At 62.7% G+C, this 21,674-nt stretch carries 18 protein-coding genes; 6 read left to right on the top strand and 12 right to left on the bottom strand.

Annotated elements, in window-relative coordinates; genetic code table 11:
• Window positions 1-39 precede the first annotated feature (39 nt).
• The 3 genes from QCL51_RS04535 to pmbA all read right to left on the bottom strand — a co-directional run bounded on the left by QCL51_RS04535 (window position 40) and on the right by pmbA (window position 3,310).
• The gene (locus tag QCL51_RS04535; RefSeq protein WP_103470118.1) at window positions 40-1,416 is read right to left on the bottom strand and encodes a class II fumarate hydratase; all 1,377 of its coding nucleotides are present in this window, start codon (window positions 1,414-1,416) and stop codon (window positions 40-42) included.
• Window positions 1,409-1,810, bottom strand: a complete 402-nt coding sequence (locus tag QCL51_RS04530) for a hypothetical protein (RefSeq protein ID WP_021781850.1) — start codon at window positions 1,808-1,810, stop codon at window positions 1,409-1,411. The genes QCL51_RS04535 and QCL51_RS04530 overlap by 8 nt, the downstream gene beginning before the upstream one ends.
• A 153-nt stretch (window positions 1,811-1,963) precedes the next feature.
• A complete protein-coding gene (gene pmbA, locus QCL51_RS04525) occupies window positions 1,964-3,310 on the bottom strand; it encodes a metalloprotease PmbA (RefSeq protein WP_021781849.1) in 1,347 nt (448 codons plus the stop codon).
• A 109-nt stretch (window positions 3,311-3,419) separates the two neighbouring features.
• Between pmbA and yjgA the strand changes: the two genes are divergently transcribed.
• A complete protein-coding gene (yjgA, locus tag QCL51_RS04520; RefSeq protein ID WP_003255152.1) occupies window positions 3,420-3,941 on the top strand; it encodes a ribosome biogenesis factor YjgA in 522 nt (173 codons plus the stop codon).
• Between the two features lie 57 nt (window positions 3,942-3,998).
• Here the strand turns inward: yjgA and tldD are convergent, their stop codons facing one another.
• From tldD to mreB, 8 genes are all read right to left on the bottom strand, one after another.
• Window positions 3,999-5,438, bottom strand: a complete 1,440-nt coding sequence (gene tldD / locus QCL51_RS04515; RefSeq protein WP_021781848.1) for a metalloprotease TldD — start codon at window positions 5,436-5,438, stop codon at window positions 3,999-4,001.
• Window positions 5,439-5,440: 2 nt separating this feature from the next.
• Window positions 5,441-6,292 (bottom strand): carbon-nitrogen hydrolase family protein, encoded by an 852-nt coding sequence (locus QCL51_RS04510; RefSeq protein WP_021781847.1) that lies wholly within the window; start codon window positions 6,290-6,292, stop codon window positions 5,441-5,443.
• A gap of 8 nt (window positions 6,293-6,300) precedes the next feature.
• Window positions 6,301-10,122, bottom strand: a complete 3,822-nt coding sequence (locus QCL51_RS04505; RefSeq protein ID WP_021781846.1) for a YhdP family protein — start codon at window positions 10,120-10,122, stop codon at window positions 6,301-6,303.
• Window positions 10,123-10,204: 82 nt separating this feature from the next.
• Window positions 10,205-11,662, bottom strand: coding sequence for a ribonuclease G (gene rng, locus QCL51_RS04500; RefSeq protein ID WP_021781845.1), 1,458 nt, complete (start codon window positions 11,660-11,662; stop codon window positions 10,205-10,207).
• A gap of 54 nt (window positions 11,663-11,716) precedes the next feature.
• Window positions 11,717-12,328: a Maf family protein gene (locus QCL51_RS04495; RefSeq protein WP_021781844.1), complete on the bottom strand. Its 612-nt coding sequence runs from the start codon at window positions 12,326-12,328 to the stop codon at window positions 11,717-11,719.
• A gap of 32 nt (window positions 12,329-12,360) precedes the next feature.
• Window positions 12,361-12,849: a rod shape-determining protein MreD gene (mreD, locus tag QCL51_RS04490; RefSeq protein WP_021781843.1), complete on the bottom strand. Its 489-nt coding sequence runs from the start codon at window positions 12,847-12,849 to the stop codon at window positions 12,361-12,363.
• Window positions 12,849-13,901, bottom strand: coding sequence for a rod shape-determining protein MreC (mreC, locus tag QCL51_RS04485; protein ID WP_080671066.1), 1,053 nt, complete (start codon window positions 13,899-13,901; stop codon window positions 12,849-12,851). The genes mreD and mreC overlap by 1 nt, the downstream gene beginning before the upstream one ends.
• Window positions 13,902-14,067: 166 nt before the next feature.
• Entirely contained in the window at window positions 14,068-15,105 is a 1,038-nt protein-coding gene (gene mreB / locus QCL51_RS04480; RefSeq protein ID WP_003255163.1) for a rod shape-determining protein MreB, read from the bottom strand.
• A 205-nt stretch (window positions 15,106-15,310) separates the two neighbouring features.
• Here mreB and gatC point away from each other — a divergent pair, with 205 nt between their 5' ends.
• The 5 genes from gatC (at window position 15,311) to QCL51_RS04455 (ending at window position 20,129) form a co-directional block, all read left to right on the top strand.
• Window positions 15,311-15,598, top strand: a complete 288-nt coding sequence (gene gatC, locus QCL51_RS04475; protein ID WP_003255165.1) for an Asp-tRNA(Asn)/Glu-tRNA(Gln) amidotransferase subunit GatC — start codon at window positions 15,311-15,313, stop codon at window positions 15,596-15,598.
• Window positions 15,599-15,613: 15 nt separating this feature from the next.
• Complete coding sequence (gene gatA, locus QCL51_RS04470) at window positions 15,614-17,065, top strand: Asp-tRNA(Asn)/Glu-tRNA(Gln) amidotransferase subunit GatA (RefSeq protein WP_021781841.1); 1,452 nt, start codon at window positions 15,614-15,616, stop codon at window positions 17,063-17,065.
• 11 nt (window positions 17,066-17,076) lie between these two features.
• Window positions 17,077-18,522, top strand: coding sequence for an Asp-tRNA(Asn)/Glu-tRNA(Gln) amidotransferase subunit GatB (gene gatB, locus QCL51_RS04465; protein ID WP_021781840.1), 1,446 nt, complete (start codon window positions 17,077-17,079; stop codon window positions 18,520-18,522).
• Between the two features lie 128 nt (window positions 18,523-18,650).
• Complete coding sequence (locus tag QCL51_RS04460) at window positions 18,651-19,025, top strand: septal ring lytic transglycosylase RlpA family protein (RefSeq protein WP_012270637.1); 375 nt, start codon at window positions 18,651-18,653, stop codon at window positions 19,023-19,025.
• Between the two features lie 60 nt (window positions 19,026-19,085).
• Window positions 19,086-20,129 carry a calcium/sodium antiporter gene (locus QCL51_RS04455; RefSeq protein WP_021781839.1) on the top strand — a complete coding sequence of 348 codons (1,044 nt, stop codon included), beginning with the start codon at window positions 19,086-19,088 and terminating at the stop codon, window positions 20,127-20,129.
• Between the two features lie 143 nt (window positions 20,130-20,272).
• Here the strand turns inward: QCL51_RS04455 and QCL51_RS04450 are convergent, their stop codons facing one another.
• Window positions 20,273-21,634, bottom strand: coding sequence for an amino acid permease (locus tag QCL51_RS04450; RefSeq protein WP_103443535.1), 1,362 nt, complete (start codon window positions 21,632-21,634; stop codon window positions 20,273-20,275).
• Window positions 21,635-21,674 lie beyond the last annotated feature (40 nt).

The raw sequence follows: 21,674 nt of genomic DNA, 5'->3' as shown, positions 1-21,674 counted from the left end.
TGAATTCCGTAGGCATGGGTTCTGGGCGGTGACGCAGTGTCAGATACCCCCGGCGGTGAGCTTTTCCGGGTCCAGCAGCGCTTCAAGCTGATCGCGGGACAGATCGGTGTGCTCCAGCGCCACATCAATGATTGGGCGCCCCTGCTTGTAGGCGGTCTTGGCGATTTCGGCGGCCTTGAGGTAACCGATGATCGGATTCAACGCAGTGACCAGGATCGGGTTGCGCGCGAGGGCTTCCTTGAGTTTGTCTTCGTTGACCTTGAAGCTGGCGATGGCTTTGTCGGCCAGCAAGCGGCTGACATTGGCCATCAGCTCGATGCTTTCCAGCAGGTTGCGAGCGATCACCGGCAGCATCACGTTCAGCTCGAAGTTACCGGCCTGGCCCGCGACGGCGATGGTCGCGTCGTTGCCAATCACTTGGGCGGCGACCATGGCAGTGGCCTCCGGGATCACCGGGTTGACCTTGCCTGGCATGATCGAAGAGCCCGGCTGCAGAGCTTGCAGCTCGATTTCGCCCAAACCGGCCAGCGGGCCGGAGTTCATCCAGCGCAGATCGTTGGCTATCTTCATCAGCGCCACGGCGGTGGTCTTGAGCTGGCCAGACAAAGCCACGGCCGTGTCCTGCGAGCCGATCAGGGCGAACAGGTTCTGGCCGGGCGTGAACTCGATCTTGGTCAGGCCACTGAGCTGGCGAGCGAAACCGACAGCGAACTGCGGATGGGCATTGATGCCAGTACCCACGGCGGTTCCGCCCTGGGCCAGCGCCTGCAAGTGCGGCAGCATCGCTTCGATGTGCGCCTTGGCAGCATTGATCTGCGCAGCCCAGCCATCCAGCACTTGGCTCATGCGCACCGGCATCGCGTCCATCAGGTGAGTACGACCGGTCTTCACGTACTGATGTACTTGTGCCGACTTGACCTCGATCACCTGCACCAAGTGCGTCAGGGCTGGCAGCAACTGCTCGTGCAGGGCCAGCGCAGCGCTGACGTGGATGGTGGTCGGGATGATGTCATTGCTGCTCTGGCCACAGTTGACGTGGTCATTGGCATTGACCGCCTCACCCAGTACATGGGAAGCCAGGGTGGCGATAACCTCGTTGGCGTTCATGTTCGAACTGGTGCCAGAGCCGGTCTGGAACACATCGACAGGGAAGTGCTGGATGAAATCCTCGGCCAGCAGTCGCTCAACCGCCTTGACGATAGCCTGACCCTGCCCGGCAGAAAGTTGCGCCAGTTCGACGTTGGCCTTGGCCGCAGCGGCCTTGGCCAGCAACAAGGCACGAATGAACTGTGCCGGCATACGCTGGCCGCTGATCGGGAAGTTGTCGACCGCGCGCTGGGTCTGGGCGCCGTAAAGGGCCTGGGCCGGCACCTGCAGCTCACCCATGCTGTCACGCTCGATACGGGTATCACTCATCATCAAATCCTTGCATCAGTTCATCGGGAGAAATCGAAGGCAGCAGGCGGCAATTGGCCAACTGCAAGGCGTAGGGCTGCCAGCGCTGGTTCTGTTCCTGACGGTCGAGGTTGCGCAGGTCCAACAGAGGACGCCATGCCTGATCCAGGCACAGGCAACGCCAATGCCAAGGCAGCATGCGATCACAGGCGGTATCCAGCAGCAGGCGAAACGCTGTCAGCGCCACCGTCCAAGACGAGGTTTCGGTGCAGCACACCAGATAGCGGCCTTCGGCCAGGTAATGCTCGATCAGGCGCGGCTCGTCGGGCTCGAGCGCACAGCGAATACGCCGGCTGAGCCAGCGCCAGTTTTCCAGGTAGGGCAGTTCGCGGAGGACGGGTTTCATGAACATCATCGCCGAGTTACCGGATAATGATATTGATTATTAAATGACAACCATAATCATTACAAGAGGGGATGATGAAACAAAAAACCCGGCGCAAGGGCCGGGTCTTAGGATTTGCAGAAAAAGTTTAGAGCCTGTAGCAGCCCGTTCGCGGGCTAACGATCAGCTACCAGCAACGGTCATGCGCTCAATCAGCACCGAGCCCGTATGGATATTGCTGCGGGTTTCAAGATCGCTGCCAATCGCGACAATCTGCTGGAACATGTCTTTCATGTTTCCGGCGATGGTGACTTCCTGCACGGCATGCTGGATCTCGCCATTTTCGACCCAGAACCCCGCCGCACCACGGGAATAGTCCCCCGTCACCATGTTCAAGCCATGCCCCATCAGCTCGGTCACCAGCAGCCCGCGGCCCATGCGGCGAATCAGCGCGGCCTGATCTTCGATACCGTGGCTGACGAACAGGTTGTGCACGCCACCGGAATTGGCCGTACTTGGCAAACCCAGCTTGCGCCCGGAATAGGTACCCAGCAAGTACGACACCAGCTCGCCTTTGTCGACAAACGGTTTGGCATAGGTGGCCAGGCCATCACCGTCGAACGCGGCGCTGCCCAACGCACGCGGAATATGCGGACGCTCGTCCAGGGTCAGCCAGGAAGGGAACAGACGCTGACCAATGGTACCCTCCAGGAACGACGACTTGCGGTAGAGGTTGCCGCCGGAAATGGCCGACAGGAAGCTACCGAACAGACCACCGGCCAATTCGGCCGAGAACAGCACCGGTACCTCGCAAGTCGGCACCGGCCGGGCGCCAAGGCGACTGGCAGCACGCTGGGCAGCGCGCACGCCGATGCTGCGCGGGTCGGCCAGCAGGTTGCCCTGGCGGTTCACGTCGTACCAGTAGTCACGCTGCATCTGCCCGTCGCCTTCGGCAATCATCACGCAGCTCAGGCTGTGGCGGGTCGAGGCGTAGCCACCGATGAACCCATGGCTGTTGCCATACACGCGGCAGCCCTGGTGGGTATTGAGGGTGGTGCCATCGGCGTTGAGGATGCGCGGGTCGGCGTCGAACGCCGCCGCCTCGCAGGCCAGGGCCATTTCAATGGCCTTCTCGGGCTCGATATCCCAGTCGTGGTACAGGTCCAGATCAGGGATTTCACGCGCCATCAGCGCCGCGTCGGCCAAGCCCGAGCATTCATCCTCGGAGGTATGCCTGGCAATTGCCAGCGCTGCGGCGACAGTCTCGCGAATCGCCTCCGCGCCACTGGCAGAGGTGCTGGCCGAACCTTTACGCTGGCCGACATAGAGGGTGATACCAAAGCCCTGGTCGCGGTTGAACTCGACCGTTTCGACCTCCCGCTGGCGTACGGTGGTGGACAGCCCCTGCTCCAGCGACACCGCCACTTCGCAGGCACTGGCCCCCTGACGACGCGCCTCGGCGATGATCGCCTCGACCTGTTCCTGCAATGCTGGCAAGTCTTTCGGACCTACGCTCTGGACTGCACTCATGGTTCTCTCCACTCAAATTCTGCGTACGGCTTGGGGTCATTCTACGACCGGGCCGGACAAGCGGCCCCCGACTGGTTATCATGGCGGCGATTTCTAGCGGACTGCCACCATGGTTGATTCAAACGACGACGCCTTCGACGGCGAAAAAAGCAAAACCCAGATCAAGCGCGAACTCCATGCGCTGGTCGAACTCGGCGAGCGGCTTACCACGCTCAAGGCCGATACCTTGGCGCGCCTGCCATTGACCGACGAGCTGCGCAAGGCACTGGCCGAAGCCAGCAAGCACACCGCTCATGGCGCCCGTAAACGCCACATGTCGTTCGTCGGCAAGCTCATGCGCGTGCAAGACCTCGATGCCATCCACGCCCTGCTCGAGCAGATGGACAGCTCGACTCGCCAGTACAACGAACGCTTCCACAGTTTGGAGCGCTGGCGTGACCGGTTGATCGACGGTAACGACGAAGACCTCGAGCGCTTCGTCAACGAGTACCCCGACACCGACCGCCAGCAGTTGCGCTCGCTGGTGCGCCATGCCCAGCACGAGAAGGCGCGGAACAAACCGCCTGCCGCCGCGCGCAAGGTGTTCAAGTACATTCGCGACCTCGACGAGTTGCAGCGCGGGCTACGCTGACAGGCTGGGCCGCTGTGGGAGTGGGCATCGCCACTCCCACAACGGTTCCCGAAACCATCAAGCCCCGGTACCGCCCACGGTAATCGCATCCAGTTTCAAGGTAGGTTGGCCCACCCCGACCGGCACCGACTGCCCGTCCTTGCCGCACGTCCCTACCCCGCTGTCCAGTGCCAGGTCGTTACCGACCATCGAAACCCGGCTCATCGCCTCCGGACCATTGCCGATCAGGGTTGCGCCCTTCACCGGCGCGGTAATCTTGCCGTCTTCGATCAGGTAGGCCTCACTCGTGGAGAACACGAACTTGCCGCTGGTGATATCCACCTGCCCACCACCGAGGTTGGCGCAGTAGATACCCTTCTTCACCGACGCGATGATCTCCTGCGGGTCGCTTTCGCCGGCACGCATGTAGGTGTTGGTCATGCGTGGCATCGGCAGGTGCGCGTAGGATTCACGACGGCCGTTACCGGTCACAGCCATGCCCATCAGGCGCGCGTTCAGCTTGTCCTGCATGTAACCCTTGAGCACGCCATTCTCGATCAGCGTGGTGCATTCGGTCGGGGTGCCTTCGTCATCCACGCTCAGAGAACCGCGGCGGCCTTCGAGGGTGCCATCGTCGACGATGGTGCACAGGCTCGACGCCACCTTCTCGCCAATCCGGCCGCTGAACGCCGAACTGCCCTTGCGGTTGAAGTCACCTTCCAGGCCGTGGCCGACCGCTTCATGCAGCAGCACGCCCGACCAGCCCGAGCCCAGCACCACCGGCAAGGTACCGGCCGGTGCCGGTATCGCTTCCAGGTTGACCAGGGCCTGGCGCAACGCCTCGCGGGCATACCCCATGACCCGCTCTTCGGTGAAGAAACGGTAGTCGGTACGGCCGCCACCGCCCTGTCCGCCACGTTCGCGACGGCCATTCTGCTCGACGATGACGCTGACATTGAAGCGCACCAGCGGGCGTACGTCGGCAGCCAGGCTGCCATCGGCCGCAGCAATCAGGATGCGTTCCCAGACCCCGGCCATGCTCACGCTGACTTGCTGAATGCGCGGGTCCAGAGCACGGGTGGCGGCATCGACACGCTTAAGCAGCTCGACCTTTTCGGCACGGCTGAGCACGTCCAACGGGTTGTCCGCGGTATACAGGGCGGCCACCTCCTGACTGCGGAAAGCTTGCACCCTGCCGTTTTGCCCGGCACGGGAAATCGAACGGGCGGCACGGGCTGCCGAGGTCAGCGCTTCAAGGTTGATCGCGTTGCTGTAGGCGAAGCCGGTTTTTTCGCCGGACTGGGCACGCACGCCCACGCCCTGGTCGAGGTTGAAGCTGCCCTCTTTGACGATGCCGTCTTCCAGCGCCCAGGTTTCCGAGATCTGGCCCTGGAAATACAGGTCGGCGGCGTCGATGCCGGGGCCAGCCAACTCACCCAGCACGCTCTGCAGGCTGTCCAGGGTCAAGCCGCCTGGGGCCAGGAGCTGCTCACTGACGGTGGATAACATCTGGCTCATAGTCACTCCGAGGTATGCGCAGGTCGCAACGCGCCCTGCGAAAAAAAGCGCCGGTGCGATACCACCGGCATGCGCGCCCGAATGGACGCTTGTTCTTCAATGTCGCGCTCGGCAAGCAGTACCGCTTCACCTTGCGCCTGTTCTGCGAGAATGCGTCCCCAAGGGTCGACGATCATCGCATGGCCATGGGTTTCCCGTGGGCCAGGGTGGGCGCCGCCCTGTGCCGCAGCCAGCAGATAACACTGGGTTTCGATGGCCCGGGCTCGCACCAGCACCTCCCAATGTGCTGCGCCGGTCACTGCAGTAAAAGCAGCCGGTGCGGTGATCAGCTCCGCGCCGGCGGCGCGCAGCGCGCTGTACAGTTCGGGAAAGCGCAGGTCGTAGCACACGCTAAGCCCAAGCCGCCCGAGCGGCGTATCAGCCACCACCACCAGAGCACCCTGCGCGTAGTCATCCGACTCGCGGTAGCGGCCCCGATTGTCGGCCACATCCACGTCAAACAGGTGCAGCTTGTCATACCGTGCCACCACCTCGCCGTGTTCATCGATCAACAGCGAGCACGCATGGGCCTTGGCATCGGGCTGGCCGACCGGTGGCAATGGCAAGGTACCGGCAACAATCCATAACTTGAGGTCGCGGGCGGTGCGTTTCAACCATGGCAGAATAGGCCCTTCCCCCAAGGCCTCGGCACGGCCGATGGCAGCAGCGTCCTTGCGCCCCATGGCGGCAAAGTTTTCCGGCAGCACCGCCAACCGTGCGCCGCCGGACGCGGCCTGCTCCAACAGGGCACCGGCACGCTGCAGGTTGGACTGCACGTCGTCCTGGCTGACCATCTGGATTACCGCTGCCTTCATGGGTACTCCTAGCGGGATTTTTCGAAAGGTTTCACAAATGTGATTCTAGGCTCTTTCCATGGCCCTTCGACACGGTAGTGCACGCTGGCAAAGCGTGACACGCGGTCACCGATCAGCCGATCGACCAGGAACAGTGCGCCACCCACAGCTGGCGCGCCGACGATCAACGCTGCCAGCGGCAGGTTGTTGGTCACCGGCAGGCTCACCTGCAGGTCGGCATCGACCCGGTCGCTGACCATGTCCAGCGTGCCGTCGAGCTCGAAGTTGCTCGACGGGCCGGTCACGGTAATCGGTTTGCGGGTTACGTAGACGCCACTACTGGCCACCAGCAAGCCCTTGACCCGGTCATAGGCCAGGCCCTTGTCAAACAGGTCGGAAAAGTCCAGACGCAGGCGACGGCCAATCGAGTTGAAGTTGAGCAGGCCGAACACCCGCAGTGCCTGTGCACTGCCTTCGACCTCGACGAACTGGCCGGTGCGCAGCGCTGCATCCAGGCTGCCCGAGAAGCGTTTCAGGCCCACCGCGGCCGGCGAACCCGGCCAGCGGCCATCCACATCCAGGCGGAAGTCGCGGCTGGTCACAGTCGGGGCAAAGCCCCAGGCTTTGAGCACATCCGCCAGGTTCTTGCCATCAAGGCGCCCTTTGTACCAACTGCTGGTTTTGCCCGTTTCACCCTCCCAGCCACCACCGCCATCAATGCGCAACCCCTTGAGGTCGAGGTCGATATCACTGGCCTTGACGCCACGTGCGGTCGGCCGCAGCTTGATCGAGGCGCTGCCGTAAAGATCGTCACCTCGATAAAGCTTGTCGATGCTCAGGTCCAGTGCCGGGACTTTGCGCGGATCGAACGAGGACAGCGGGTCGGGCCCGTCTTCAGCCTGCTGTTCAGCGGCGCTGGCGGCAGGCAGGCGCAAGGTCTGCATGCGCACGACCATGGGCGCGCCCTTGGCATCCGGTACGCGTGCGTTACCGATGACCTCCTTGCTGTCGAGGCGCAAATCCCAGGCTGGCCCGGCCCGGGCCAGGCGAACTACGGCCTGGTTCAGGTCCATGCCGAAGGCTTTCAACTGGCCGATGCTCAGGTCGACGCTTTGCAAGTTCTGCCGCGCGCTGCCACCCGGGTCGTCGCCAGCAAGCTGGGCAGCCTTTTCCTGCCAAGGGGCCAGGTCCAGGGTCTCCAGGCGCCCGCGCACCCTCAGCCCCTGGCTGACAGGTACCCGGGCGTCGCCTGTACCCAGCACCAGCTCGCCACGGCCCTGCGTCAACTTTTCGGCCGGTGCAGCATAGGCAAAGCGGGCAAGGTCGGCGTAGGCGGCATCGAATTGCCGCTCCGGGCCCTGAAGGCTCATGTTGAAACGGCTGTCACGGGTATCTGCTGCCGCTTTGCCGAACGGAGCCGGCAAGTCGATGGCCAAGCCCTTGAGGCTGGAAGTGACACTCAGGCGGTTGTCCCGGCTCCCCAGACTGAGCTGCAACTGATACGGCAGGTCACCGGATGCCGGCAAAGCCTGGTTGAATTGCAGCCAGTCAGTCAGCGTCTTGAGCGATACCTGGCCATTGGCATTGATGCGGGTCTGCATCTGCCCAGCCTGACCTTCAGCGGTGATTCGAGCCGTTACCGGCTTGCCGAAGGCCTGTAGGCTGATGCCCTTGCCACTAAGGCCCTTGTCGAAGTCGAAGCTGAAGTCGCCCTTCAGGCGGTTCAACTCCAGGCTCGGCGGGGCAACCTTCAGGCGCGCGTCACTGGTGGCGAAGTCCACCTGCACTTTTGGGCGCTGCCCATGGGTCAGCGGGATATCGAGCTTGACCTTGCCCTTCAGCGGCCCCTCACCTTCCCAGCCGGCAAAAATCTCACCGGTGCCGATGGGCGCTTCCTTGAGAATCTTCAGGCCATCACCCAGGCTACCGTCGAAGTCGCCGTCCAGATAAAGGTGACTGTGCTGGTCACCGTCAACATGCGGGATATCGACTTTCACATCGCTGACCTTGGTGTCGAGCAGCACGCCTCGCCGGGCCATGATGCGCACGCCACTGTCCTCGATGAACACATCGCCATCCACATGCTGCACCTGTGGCCAACCAGGCTGGAAGTCCAGGGCGGCGTCATGCACCTTGAAGAACAGGCTGATGCTGCGCGCTTCCGGCGCTGCGCCATGGTTCAGCGAGCCCTGATACTGGAAATAACCCTCGTCCACGGCACCTTTGACGATAGCGCTGCGCAGCCATTCGTCGAGCGCCGGGCTGAGCACTTCGGGCAGGTACTTGGCGGTATAACGGCCATCGCCTTCGGTCAGGCCGACGCGCAGGTCCATGTAGTCCTCGCGGCCCTCCTCGAACAACAGGCGAATCAGGAAGTCACCGGCGATCTTGCCCTCTTCGCCCAGCACTTTGAGGTAGGGCGCAACCAGGGTGAAACCGTCTTTGTCCAAAGTCCAGGTCAGGCGCGCATTCGCCTTCTGGTAGTGCCAGGGCTTGGCGAAGATCGGGTACAGATGCAGCATGAACGCATCGGTATCCAGGCGCAGCTCGCCATGGCCCAGATCACCCCTGATGCTGCCACTGACGTTACCGGCCGCCGGGGCGTTGTGATAAGCATCGAAGCCTACTTTCTCCAGGTTGGCTGCAAACTGCAGGCGCTGGTCACCCTCGGCCTTGGGCCTGGCCTCGAGGCGCACATTGCGCAACGTACCGGTTACCTTCAAGCCATCGACCACATCCTTTACCTTGTCCGGCAGCGGTGCCAGGGCATCGATCAGCGGGGTCAGCGGTGTGAGGTCGAGGCGGTCCGCCTGTAACTGCCAGCTTTCATCGGCTGCGTTCTGGCCAGGGCGCTGCTGCAACTGCAGGTGAGACTCCCAGCGAGCCTTACCGAGGTCCATGGCCAACGAGTCGACGACTACGTCGAAGCCTTGCTCCCGCCGCTGGAACCACGCACCAAAAGCCAGATTATTCAGGTTGGCAGCCTTGCGCCCGGCATAGGCGCCCTCCAGCCTGGGAGCATTGAGCCGTACGACGGCCCGTTGCAACTGTCCCTTGCCCCAGTTGACCCAGAACTCACCGCCTGCCCGCAGGGTATCAGCATGCCACTGCCCCAACACCCGGGGCGGCAGCCAATGTGCCCAGTCACTTTGCGGCAGGCTCAAATAGGCTTCTACCTCGCCATCGCGCCAAGCTTCGGCCGACATATGGCTGTTCAGGCTCAGCGCCAGGGGCTGGCCGTCGGGCAGGGTGGCACGCAGGTCCAAGGCCTGGCGTGTGGCACCGGCCTGCACGCCGGCACTCACATAAGTCAGGGTCAGCGGGTCGCGCTGCCAGGGGTGCAGGGTGACCAGACTGTCGAACACATCGATGCGCCCCAGCTGGCGCAAGCGCTGCAGCAGGTCGGCAGGGTCCAGCGGTGCATCGTCCTTTTTAGGCAGGCCTTCGAGGCTCCAGGCGCCCTGCTCGTTCTCGCGAAGGATCAGTTGCAGCCCGCCCAGCTGAATACGCGCCAGGCGCACTTCGCGGGCGGTGAGGCTGGCCCAGATGTCGGGCACCACCATGACCTCGTCCAGCCGCAGCGCCTTGGCGCCTTCGCCCAATTGCAGGTCGCGCACCCGCAACACGGGGGCCAGTCCGCTCCAGTGCCCTTCCAGGGCACCGACATGCACGGGCAGGCCCAGCGCCTGCTCGGCCTTGCTTTCTACATCGGCACGGTACTCGGCTACCAGCGGCACCAGTTCACGACCGAGGCTGACATATAGCGCTACCAATACTGTCAGCAGGGCACATATGCCCAACCCCCAGCGGGTCAGAGCGACAAGAACGCGGTTCAGACGTCCCATGGCCATGGCCCTCCAAGTCGTTTATCCATGATGGCCGGTACTGCCGGCTTTGCCAGCCCGACGACGCAGTGGCGTGTTTCAGAAGGCCTCAGAGCAGCACCACGTCGTATTGTTCCTGCGAATACATCGACTCGACCTGGAAGCGAATGGTTCGACCGATGAAGGCCTCCAGTTCCGCCACGTTGCCTGATTCTTCATCCAGCAGGCGGTCGACCACCTTCTGGTTGGCCAGCACACGGTAGCCTTCAGCCTGATAGGCACGGGCCTCCCGCAGGATCTCGCGGAATATTTCGTAACAGATGGTCTCGGGTGTTTTCAGCTTGCCGCGGCCCTGACAGGCCAGGCACGGCTCGCAAAGCACCTGCTCCAGGCTTTCCCGCGTGCGCTTGCGGGTCATCTGCACCAGGCCCAACTCGGTGATGCCAATGATGTTGGTCTTGGCATGATCGCGCTCCAGCTGTTTTTCCAGGGTACGCAGTACCTGGCGCTGGTGATCTTCGTCTTCCATGTCGATGAAGTCGATGATGATGATGCCGCCAATGTTGCGCAGGCGCAGTTGTCGGGCGATGGCGGTAGCGGCCTCGAGGTTGGTCTTGAAGATGGTTTCTTCGAGGTTGCGGTGGCCGACGAAAGCCCCGGTGTTGACATCAATGGTGGTCATCGCTTCGGCCGGGTCGACCACCAGATAGCCGCCGGACTTCAACGGCACCTTGCGCTCAAGGGCCCGCTGGATCTCGTCTTCGACGCCGTACAGGTCAAAGATCGGGCGCTCGCCCGGGTAATGTTCGAGGCGGTCGGCAATTTCCGGCATCAACTCGCCGACGAACTGTGTAGTCTTCTGGAAGGTTTCCCGCGAGTCGATGCGGATCTTCTCGATCTTCGGGTTGACCAGGTCGCGCAGGGTACGCAGGGCCAGGCCAAGGTCTTCGTAAATGACCGTGGGCGCGCCGCAGGTCTTGATCTGGGTGCCAATTTGCTCCCACAGGCGGCGCAGGTAGCGAATGTCCTGCAAGATCTCCTCGGCACGCGCACCTTCGGCGGCGGTGCGCAGGATGAAGCCGCCGGCATCCTTGATGTTCTCGCTATCCATGCAGTCGCTGACCACCTGCTTGAGGCGATCACGCTCGGCTTCGTCCTCGATTTTCAGCGAAATACCGACATGACTGCTGCGCGGCATGTACACCAGGTAGCGCGACGGAATTGATAGCTGAGTGGTCAGGCGCGCACCCTTGGTGCCGATCGGGTCCTTGGTCACCTGCACCACCAGGGCCTGCCCTTCGTGTACCAGTGCGGTGATGTTCTCTACCGCCGAGCCTTCACGCTGGGAAATTTCCGAGGCATGGATAAACGCAGCGCGCTCAAGGCCGATGTCGACGAAGGCCGCCTGCATGCCTGGCAGCACACGCACCACCTTGCCCTTGTAGATATTACCGACGATGCCACGGCGCTGGGTGCGCTCGACGTGCACTTCCTGCAGCACCCCGTTTTCCACCACCGCCACACGTGACTCCATCGGGGTGATGTTGATCAGGATCTCTTCACTCATGGCAGGCTCTCGTCAAAGGTTCTTTCTAATGATGGATGGCGTATGCACTGCTGGCTACTGCGGGTTTGTTACCTCTGGCGTATGCGCGGGCGATTGCCAGCAGGCAATGCCGAACTGGCCAAGCAAATCCGCCGTTTCACAGAGCGGCAAGCCGACCACCGCCGAGTAGCTGCCAGAGAGGCCGGTGACGAACACCGCACCCAACCCCTGGACGGCATAGCCGCCTGCCTTGTCGACCGGCTCGCCGCTGGCCCAGTAGCGCTGCGCTTCATCGGTACTGATGGCGCGAAAGCGCACCTTGCTGGTAACGCAAAAACTGTGCACCCGCTGGCCATCGTCCAGGGCAACAGCGGTCAGCACCTGATGCTCGCGGCCCGACAGGTCAGCCAGCATGGCCAAGGCATCTTCGCGGTTTTCCGGTTTGCCGAGAATACGACCATCGAGCACCACGGCAGTGTCTGCGCCGAGCACTACAGCCGGCCCGTCGACACGGGCCAGGCCGGCGGCGGCCTTTGCCCGGGCCAGGCGTTCGACGTAGGCAGGGGCGCTTTCGCTGGGCAGCGGAGATTCATCGACGGGGGCATTGATGACAATGAATGGCACGCCGATCTGCGTCAGCAGTTCACGACGACGGGGCGAGCCGGAAGCCAGGTATAGCGGGGTCATGCAGACATCTCCCTGTCAGCGGCACATTGCCGTCAGTTGATATGCAAGCGTCGACGCAGGTCGCGCAAGGCAAAGCTGATCCACGGCCAGAGCAAGGCACTGATTACCGCCGACCAAACCAGCGCCAAGGTGGGCAGGCGGTTGCCGGTCAGTGCGCTGAGCCATAGCTGGATCAACTGGGCGATGCCAAAGATCACCAGAATGACCAGGCTTTGCTGCCACATGGGGAACATGCGCAGACGCTGCTGCAGGGACAGCACCAGAAAGGTGATGAGGGTAAGGACCAGCGCATTCTGCCCCAGCAGGGTGCCATACAGGACGTCCTCGGCCAGGCCCAGCACGAATGCCGTGGTCATGCCGACTTTGTTCGGCACGGCAAGGGTCCAGAACGACACCAGCAAGGCCAGCCACATGGGCCGGAACACCTCCATGAACTGCGGCATGGGAGAAACACTGAGCAGCAGGCCGATGGCGAAAGTAAGCCAGATGATCCAGCCGTTGTTGCGGCGTGATGCAGCCATCATTGCCTCCGGGGTTGAGCGGGTGCGGCCGGCGTGGCAGGTGCAGCAGCCGGGGCTGCGGGCTGCGCGACCGGAGTGACCGGAGCTGCCGGTGCGACCGCCGCGGCCGGCGTACCAGCGGCTGGCGCAACCTGATCACCGGTAGCGGCCGGCTGACCAGCAGGTGCAGCCCCCTTGCGGTCAGCCTCCTCCTGAGCAATGGCGGCATCGGTGGCGCGCTGCTCCGGGCTACGCCGGTCACTGAACACCAGCAACATATAGCGGCTGCGGTTAAGCGCGGCGGTGGGGATGGCGCGGACGATGGCAAAGGGCTGGCCGGAATCGTGGATCACTTCGTTGACCGTGGCCACCGGGTAACCGGCAGGAAAGCGCTGCCCCATGCCGGAACTGACCAGCAGGTCGCCTTCCTTGATGTCGGCAGTGTCGGCCACATGGCGCAACTCCAGGCGCTCCGGGTTGCCAGTGCCGCTGGCAATGGCACGCAGACCGTTGCGGTTGACCTGCACCGGAATGCTGTGGGTGGTATCGGTCAGCAGCAGCACCCGCGCGGTGTAGGGCATCAACTCTACGACCTGGCCCATCAGGCCGCGGGCATCGAGCACCGGCTGGCCCAGGAACACACCATCACGCTCACCCTTGTTGATCAGAATGCGGTGGGTAAACGGGTTGGGGTCGACACCGATCAGCTCGGCCACTTCGACCTTTTCGTTGACCAGCGCCGAAGAGTTGAGCAACTCGCGCAGCCGCACGTTCTGCTCGGTCAGGGCCGCCAGCTTCTGCAGGCGCCCCTGCAGCAGCAGGGCTTCAGTCTTGAGCTTCTCGTTTTCGGCAATCAGCTCGGTGCGGCTACCGAACTGGCCGGCCACACCTTGCCAGGCACGCTGCGGCAAATCGGTGATCCAGTACGACTCCATCAGCACCAGGCCCATCTGGCTGCGCACGGGCTTGAGCACGTCAAAGCGCGCGTCGACAACCATCAACGCGACTGACATCACCACCAGAACGAGCAGGCGAACGCCCAGCGAAGGGCCCTTGGAGAAAAGCGGTTTAATGGGCCGTTCCTCGTGGACGACTCAGGAGGTCATTGGACATGGGACAACGCACCAGCCTGGTTGCGGATTGACGGTTACGGCGCCCCAAACGGGCACCAGCGCAGCACATACAGGTAGCACTGTGCGTACTACCTGTAAACCGGGCGCTCGTGAACAGCAAGCGTGATCACTCGCTGGAGAGCAGGTCCATCGCGTGCTTGTCCATCATTTCCAGGGCGCGACCGCCGCCACGGGCGACGCAGGTCAGCGGGTCCTCGGCAACGATTACCGGCAGGCCGGTTTCCTGGGCCAGCAGTTTGTCGAGGTCACGCAGCAGCGCACCACCACCGGTCAGCACCAGGCCGCGCTCGGCGATGTCCGAAGCAAGCTCCGGCGGCGATTGCTCGAGGGCGCTCTTGACCGCCTGGACGATGGTCGCCAGCGATTCCTGCAGCGCTTCGAGCACTTCGTTGGAGTTCAGGGTGAAGGCACGCGGTACGCCTTCGGCCAGGTTACGACCACGTACGTCGACTTCACGTACTTCGCCACCTGGGTAGGCAGTACCGATTTCCTGCTTGATACGCTCGGCGGTGGATTCGCCGATCAAGCTGCCGTAGTTGCGGCGCACGTAGGTAACGATGGCTTCGTCGAAGCGGTCACCGCCCACACGGACGGACTCGGCATAGACCACGCCGTTCAGCGAGATCAGGGCGATTTCAGTGGTACCACCACCGATATCGACGACCATGGAACCGCGGGCCTCTTCAACCGGCAGCCCTGCACCGATGGCAGCGGCCATCGGCTCTTCGATCAGGAACACTTCACGGGCACCCGCACCGAGGGCCGACTCGCGGATGGCGCGACGCTCGACCTGGGTCGACTTGCACGGCACGCAGATCAGCACGCGCGGGCTTGGCTGCAGGAAGCTGTTCTCGTGAACCTTGTTGATAAAATATTGCAACATTTTTTCGCAGACGCTGAAGTCGGCGATGACGCCGTCTTTCATCGGACGAATGGCTGCAATGTTGCCAGGCGTACGGCCCAGCATGCGTTTGGCTTCGGTACCGACGGCGACGACGCTTTTCTGGTTGCCATGGGTACGGATGGCAACAACCGAGGGCTCATTCAGGACGATACCGCGCTCACGCACGTAAATAAGGGTGTTGGCAGTACCCAGGTCGATAGAAAGATCGCTGGAAAACATGCCACGCAGTTTCTTGAACATGGGAAAGTGACCCTGGGGAAAGCGTGGGTAAAAAAGTGCGGCAAACTCTAACAATGGCAGGGATTTTGGGCAAGGAGCCAATATGTTAAATTGGCTGTTTTTCCGAGCACGCCAGCAGAATTTCGCGGCCGTTAGACCGCCAGAAAGCTGACATGTTCCTCACTGCGGACCCAAATTCCGTTCTTTGTTTCCCTTGGAGATCCTCATGGCGCTTGAACGCTGCGACGTGGAAAAGATCGCCCATCTGGCCCGCCTGGGCCTGAATGATGGCGAACTGCCACGCATTACTGACGCCCTGAACAGCATTCTCGGCCTGGTCGACCAGATGCAAGCGGTCGATACCACTGGCATCGAGCCCCTGGCCCACCCGCTGGAGGCCAGCCAGCGCCTGCGTCCCGACCAAGTCACCGAAAGCAACCAGCGCGACGCCTACCAGGCCATTGCGCCGTCGACCGAAAGCGGTCTGTACCTGGTTCCCAAAGTCATCGAGTAAGGGATAGAGCCTGCCATGCATCAATTGACCCTGGCCGAGATCGCCCGCGGACTCGCCGACAAATCGTTTTCTTCCGAAGAGCTGACTGGCGCGCTGCTGGCGCGCATCAAACAGCTCGACCCACAGATCAACAGCTTCATCAGCATCACCGACGACCTGGCCCTGGGCCAGGCGCGTGCCGCCGATGCCCGGCGCGCCGCTGGCGAAACCGGCGCGCTGCTGGGTGCACCGATCGCCCACAAAGACCTGTTCTGCACCAACGGCGTACGCACCAGCTGCGGCTCGAAGATGCTCGACAACTTCAAGGCGCCCTATGACGCCACGGTGGTCGCCAAGCTGGCCGAAGCCGGCATGGTCACCCTGGGCAAGACCAACATGGACGAGTTCGCCATGGGTTCGGCCAACGAATCCAGCCATTACGGCGCGGTGAAAAACCCATGGAACCTTGAGCACGTTCCGGGCGGCTCGTCCGGTGGTTCGGCCGCTGCAGTAGCCGCGCGCCTGCTGCCCGCCACCACGGGCACCGACACCGGCGGCTCGATCCGCCAACCCGCGGCACTGACCAACCTCACCGGCCTCAAGCCAACGTACGGTCGTGTGTCACGCTGGGGCATGATCGCCTACGCCTCCAGCCTCGACCAAGGCGGCCCGCTGGCCCGCACCGCCGAGGACTGCGCGCTGCTGCTGCAAGGCATGGCCGGCTTTGATGCCAAGGATTCCACCAGCATCGAAGAACCGGTGCCGGACTACAGCGCCAGCCTGAACGCTTCGTTGCAGGGCCTGCGCATCGGCCTGCCGAAAGAGTACTTCGGCGCCGGCCTCGACCCCCGCATCGCCGACCTGGTCCAGGCCAGCGTCAAAGAGCTGGAAAAGCTCGGTGCAGTGGTCAAGGAAATCAGCCTGCCGAACATGCAGCATGCCATTCCGGCCTACTACGTGATCGCCCCGGCTGAAGCCTCTTCCAACCTGTCGCGTTTCGACGGCGTACGCTTCGGCTACCGCTGCGAAGAGCCCAAAGACCTCACCGACCTGTACAAGCGCTCACGCGGCGAAGGCTTCGGCGCTGAAGTACAGCGCCGCATCATGGTCGGGACCTACGCCCTGTCGGCCGGTTACTACGACGCCTACTACGTGAAGGCGCAGCAAATCCGCCGCCTGATCAAGAACGACTTCATGGCCGCCTTCAACGATGTCGACCTGATTCTCGGCCCGACCACGCCAAACCCGGCCTGGAAGCTTGGCGCCAAGAGCAGCGACCCGGTTGCCGCGTATCTCGAAGACGTCTACACCATCACCGCCAACCTGGCGGGCCTGCCAGGCCTGTCGATGCCTGCGGGCTTCGTCGACGGCCTGCCGGTCGGCGTGCAGCTGCTGGCGCCGTACTTCCAGGAAGGCCGCCTGCTTAACGTCGCGCACCGCTACCAGCAGGTGACCGACTGGCACACCCGCGCCCCCAACGGCTTCTGAGGAATTCACACATGCAATGGGAAGTTGTGATCGGGCTGGAAATTCACACTCAGCTCGCCACCCAGTCGAAGATCTTCTCCGGCAGCGCTACCACCTTTGGCTCCGAGCCGAATACTCAGGCCAGCCTGGTTGACCTGGGCATGCCCGGTGTACTGCCGGTGCTGAACGAGGAAGCCGTGCGCATGGCGTGCATGTTCGGCCTGGCCATCGATGCCGAGATCGGCAAGCGCAACGTGTTCGCACGAAAAAACTACTTCTACCCGGACCTGCCCAAGGGCTACCAGATCAGCCAGATGGACCTGCCGATCGTCGGCAAGGGCCACCTGGACATCGCGCTGGAAGACGGCACCATCAAGCGCATCGGCGTAACTCGCGCGCACCTTGAAGAGGACGCCGGCAAGAGCCTGCACGAAGACTTCAGCGGTTCCACCGGTATCGACCTGAACCGTGCCGGCACCCCGCTGCTGGAAATCGTCTCCGAGCCTGACATGCGCAGCGCCAAGGAAGCCGTCGCCTACGTCAAGGCGATCCACGCGCTGGTGCGCTACCTGGGCATCTGCGACGGCAACATGGCCGAAGGTTCGCTGCGCTGCGACTGCAACGTATCGATCCGCCCGAAAGGCCAGACCGAGTTCGGCACTCGCTGCGAAATCAAGAACGTCAACTCGTTCCGCTTCATCGAGCGCGCGATCAACAGCGAAATCCAGCGCCAGATCGACCTGATCGAAGACGGTGGCAAAGTGGTGCAGGAGACCCGCCTGTACGACCCGAACCGTGACGAAACCCGCTCCATGCGCAGCAAAGAGGAAGCTAACGACTACCGTTACTTCCCCGATCCGGACCTGCTGCCGGTGGTCATCGAGGACAGCTTCCTCGAAACCATCCGCGCCGGCCTGCCGGAACTGCCCCCACAGAAGGTCGAGCGTTTCCAGAGCCAGTACGGCCTGTCGGCCTACGACGCCAACGTATTGGCTTCCAGCCGCGAACAGGCAGACTACTTCGAAGAAGTGGTGAAGATCGGGGGGGATGCCAAGCTGGCGGCCAACTGGGTCATGGTCGAACTGGGCAGCCTGCTGAACAAGCTGGGTGTCGAAATCGATCAGGCGCCGGTCAGCGCCGCGCAGCTGGGCGGCATGCTGCTGCGCATTCGTGACAACACCATCAGCGGCAAGATTGCCAAGACCGTGTTCGAGGCCATGGCCGCCGGTGAAGGCGATGCTGACAGCATCATCGAGAGCAAAGGCCTGAAACAGGTTACCGACACCGGGGCGATCGACAAGATGCTCGACGAAATGCTGGCAGCCAATGCCGAGCAGGTCGAACAGTATCGTGCAGCCGATGAGGCCAAGCGCGGCAAGATGTTCGGCTTCTTCGTCGGCCAGGCCATGAAAGCCTCCAAAGGCAAGGCCAACCCGGGGCAGGTGAACCAATTGCTCAAGGCCAAGCTCGAAGGGTGATGATTTTCCCCCTGTAATGCTGCGAGGGCTTCGCCCTCGTTCGCGGCTGAAGCCGCTCCTACACAAGCCCGCGCTTCACCTGTAGGAGCGGGTTTACCCGCGAATGGCCGCACCGGAGAGCACCTGACTTGCTAAAACGATCCCTCGGCACCCTCGCCCTGTTTTCTTTCCTGGCCGGCTGCGCCAGCCATGACATCGACCCCCGCGGTTACGACCAAACGGGCACCGCTTCCTACTACGGGTCGCGCCACCACGGTAAACGCACCGCCAGTGGCGAACCGTTCAACCAGCACGGCCTTACCGCCGCCCACCGCAGCCTGCCTTTCGGCACGCGTGTACTGGTCACCAACATGGCCAACCAGCGCAGTGTGGTGGTACGTATCAACGACCGTGGCCCGCACACCCGCGGCCGCCTGATCGACCTGTCTCGCGCAGCAGCAGAAAAAATCGGCATGCTCCGTAGCGGAACAGCGCGCGTGCGGGTACAAGGGCTTAGCGACTGACGCGACAGGAGTCCGACCATTTTCGACCTGGCCACCCTTCCCACTTTTAGCCTGCTGCAAATGGGCGTTGCCCTGCTGTTGCTGGTCGGCGGCGCCGAGTTACTGGTGCGCTCCGCTTTGCGCCTGGCGCAACGCCTGCATGTTCGTCCGCTGATCATAGGCCTGAGCCTGGTGGCCTTCGGCAGCACCGCGCCACAATTGACCGTCAGCCTCCAGGCTGCCTACCAGGGCGCGCCGGATGTGGCAGTAGGCAGCGTGATAGGCAGCAACATCTTCAACGTACTGGTCATTCTCGGCCTGGCCGCACTGATCATCCCGCTGCGGGTGTCACGCCAGCTGGTGCGCCTGGACATTCCATTGATGATCGTCGCCAGCGGGCTGGTGTATGCACTGTCCGCCAATGCCCGCCTGGGCAGGGTTGAAGGGGCACTGTTATTGCTTGGGCTGGCCGGTTACCTGGCCATGCTCTGGCACCAGTCGCGCCACTACGCACGCACCTACCCTGCCCCGGACGCCGCCAGGTCAGGTGCCGGGCGCTTCTGGGCAGGTACGCTGCTGCAGGTACTGGTCGGCCTTGGCCTGCTGAGCCTGGCGGGCCACTTGTTACTGGAAGCTGCCATCGAGGTGGCCACCGACCTGGGCCTGTCCGAGCGCATCATCGGCCTGACGGTGGTTGCCATCTGCACCTCCCTGCCGGAACTGGCCGCTGCGCTGATCGCCGCCTTGCGTGGCGAACGGGAGATCGCGGTGGGCACGGTGATCGGCAGCAACCTGTTCAACCTGCTGGCCGTATTGGGCCTGACCGCACTGATCACCCCGGAGCCACTGTCGATTTCGCCTAACGCGCTGTCTTTCGATCTGCCTGTAATGCTCGGCGTTGCCGTACTGAGCCTGCCAGTGTTCTATTCCGGTTACCGCATCACTCGCGCCGAAGGCCTGGTGTTTCTTTGCCTGTACCTGGCCTACGGCCTTCATGTGGCGGCTTTTACCATGGGTATGCCGCTGGCTGGCCGCCTGGAGCGATTGATGCTGTTCTATGTACTGCCGGTGCTCGCCACAGTGCTGCTGTACACCACCGTGCGTGCCTGGCGGAGGCAGCATTGAGGGGCATGGAAGTGGCACGCGTCAGGGCCGCCAGACGCATGCCTTTAGGCTTTCATCGCCTGTGAGATCGAGCGCCGCGCGGGCGGCGCTCGATCTCACAGACGCCGAAAACCTAACGGCATACCCCTTACGAACAAACCCGATCAGCCCTTGGCCTGGCGCGCCTTCTTCATCTTGAAGGCGAGCCACAGCACAGCGATCCATGCCGGGATCAGCATTACCGAGATGCGAATTGGCGGCGTCAGGTACATCACCACCAGGATCAGCACAATGAATGCCAGGCACAGGTAGTTGGTCAGTGGGTGCCCCAGGCTTTTGTAGAAAGGGGTGATCCCGGCAGCCAACTTGGCCTTGCGGAACTTCAGGTGGGTGATACTGATGCTCGCCCAGTTGATTACCAGCGCAGACACCGCCAACGCCATCAGCAAGCCAAAGGCCCCACCCGGCATCAGGTAGTTGATCAGCACGCACAGGCCGGTCGCAAAGGCCGAGACGCCCAGCGCGGTCAGCGGCACACCGCTACGGCTTACCTTCAGCAACTGACGCGGCGCATCGCCCTGGCTAGCCAGGCCGAACAGCATACGGCTATTGGCGTACACACAGCTGTTGTACACCGAGAGCGCAGCCGTCAACACCACGATATTGAGGATGGTCGCCACCAGGTCGCTGTCCAGTTCGTGGAAGATCATCACGAACGGGCTGCCGCCCTGCACCACCTTCTGCCAAGGGTACAGCGACAACAGCACTGCCAAGGCACCGATGTAGAAAATCAGGATGCGGTACACCACCTGGTTGGTGGCCTTGGGGATGCTCTGGCGCGGGTTGTCAGCCTCGGCAGCCGTGATGCCGACCAGCTCCAGGCCACCGAACGAGAACATGATCACCGCCAGGGCCATTACCAGACCAGTGACGCCGTTAGGGAAGAAGCCGCCGTACTGCCACAGGTTGGCCACGCTGGCATCCGGGCCACCATGACCGCTGCCCAGCAACCAGGCACCAAAGCCGATCATGCTGACGATCGCAACCACCTTGACCAGGGCGAACCAGAACTCCATCTCGCCATAGACCTTTACCTGGGTCAGGTTGATCAGGTTGATCACCACGAAGAAGATCGCCGCCGTGGCCCAGGTGGGGAAGTCCGGCCACCAGTACTGCACGTAGATACCTACCGCCGTCAGCTCGGCCATGCCGACCAGCACGTACACCACCCAGTAATTCCAGCCTGAGACAAAGCCGGCAAACTCGCTCCAGTATTGGTGGGCGAAGTGGCTGAAGCTGCCGGCGACCGGCTCTTCCACCACCATTTCGCCCAGCTGGCGCATGATCAGGAAGGCCATCAGGCCGGCGATGGCGTAGCCCAGCAACACGGAGGGGCCGGCCAACTGAATGGTCTGGGCAATGCCCAGGAACAAGCCGGTACCGATGGCCCCGCCCAGCGCGATCAGCTGGATATGGCGATTCTTCAGCCCGCGCTGTAACCGCTCGGGCGTGCTCTGGTCTTGCATGAAGTGTCCTTTAGCTCAGTGAGGCAGTGTTGTTGCTGTT

It is taken from the genome of Pseudomonas sp. LTR0, assembly GCF_036630035.1.
GTDB classification, from domain to species: Bacteria; Pseudomonadota; Gammaproteobacteria; order Pseudomonadales; family Pseudomonadaceae; genus Aquipseudomonas; species Aquipseudomonas putida_Y.
This window is presented reverse-complemented; position numbering and strand designations above follow the sequence as displayed.

Bases quoted from the DNA above. Each gene is read 5' to 3' on its own strand.
- QCL51_RS04535 (WP_103470118.1), bottom strand. From the start codon at position 1,416: ATGAGTGATACCCGTATCGAGCGTGACAGCATGGGTGAGCTGCAGGTG.
- QCL51_RS04530 (WP_021781850.1), bottom strand. From the start codon at position 1,810: ATGATGTTCATGAAACCCGTCCTCCGCGAACTGCCCTACCTGGAAAAC.
- pmbA (WP_021781849.1), bottom strand. From the start codon at position 3,310: ATGAGTGCAGTCCAGAGCGTAGGTCCGAAAGACTTGCCAGCATTGCAG.
- yjgA (WP_003255152.1), top strand. From the start codon at position 3,420: ATGGTTGATTCAAACGACGACGCCTTCGACGGCGAAAAAAGCAAAACC.
- tldD (WP_021781848.1), bottom strand. From the start codon at position 5,438: ATGAGCCAGATGTTATCCACCGTCAGTGAGCAGCTCCTGGCCCCAGGC.
- QCL51_RS04510 (WP_021781847.1), bottom strand. From the start codon at position 6,292: ATGAAGGCAGCGGTAATCCAGATGGTCAGCCAGGACGACGTGCAGTCC.
- QCL51_RS04505 (WP_021781846.1), bottom strand. From the start codon at position 10,122: ATGGCCATGGGACGTCTGAACCGCGTTCTTGTCGCTCTGACCCGCTGG.
- rng (WP_021781845.1), bottom strand. From the start codon at position 11,662: ATGAGTGAAGAGATCCTGATCAACATCACCCCGATGGAGTCACGTGTG.
- QCL51_RS04495 (WP_021781844.1), bottom strand. From the start codon at position 12,328: ATGACCCCGCTATACCTGGCTTCCGGCTCGCCCCGTCGTCGTGAACTG.
- mreD (WP_021781843.1), bottom strand. From the start codon at position 12,849: ATGGCTGCATCACGCCGCAACAACGGCTGGATCATCTGGCTTACTTTC.
- mreB (WP_003255163.1), bottom strand. From the start codon at position 15,105: ATGTTCAAGAAACTGCGTGGCATGTTTTCCAGCGATCTTTCTATCGAC.
- gatC (WP_003255165.1), top strand. From the start codon at position 15,311: ATGGCGCTTGAACGCTGCGACGTGGAAAAGATCGCCCATCTGGCCCGC.
- gatA (WP_021781841.1), top strand. From the start codon at position 15,614: ATGCATCAATTGACCCTGGCCGAGATCGCCCGCGGACTCGCCGACAAA.
- gatB (WP_021781840.1), top strand. From the start codon at position 17,077: ATGCAATGGGAAGTTGTGATCGGGCTGGAAATTCACACTCAGCTCGCC.
- QCL51_RS04455 (WP_021781839.1), top strand. From the start codon at position 19,086: ATGGGCGTTGCCCTGCTGTTGCTGGTCGGCGGCGCCGAGTTACTGGTG.
- QCL51_RS04450 (WP_103443535.1), bottom strand. From the start codon at position 21,634: ATGCAAGACCAGAGCACGCCCGAGCGGTTACAGCGCGGGCTGAAGAAT.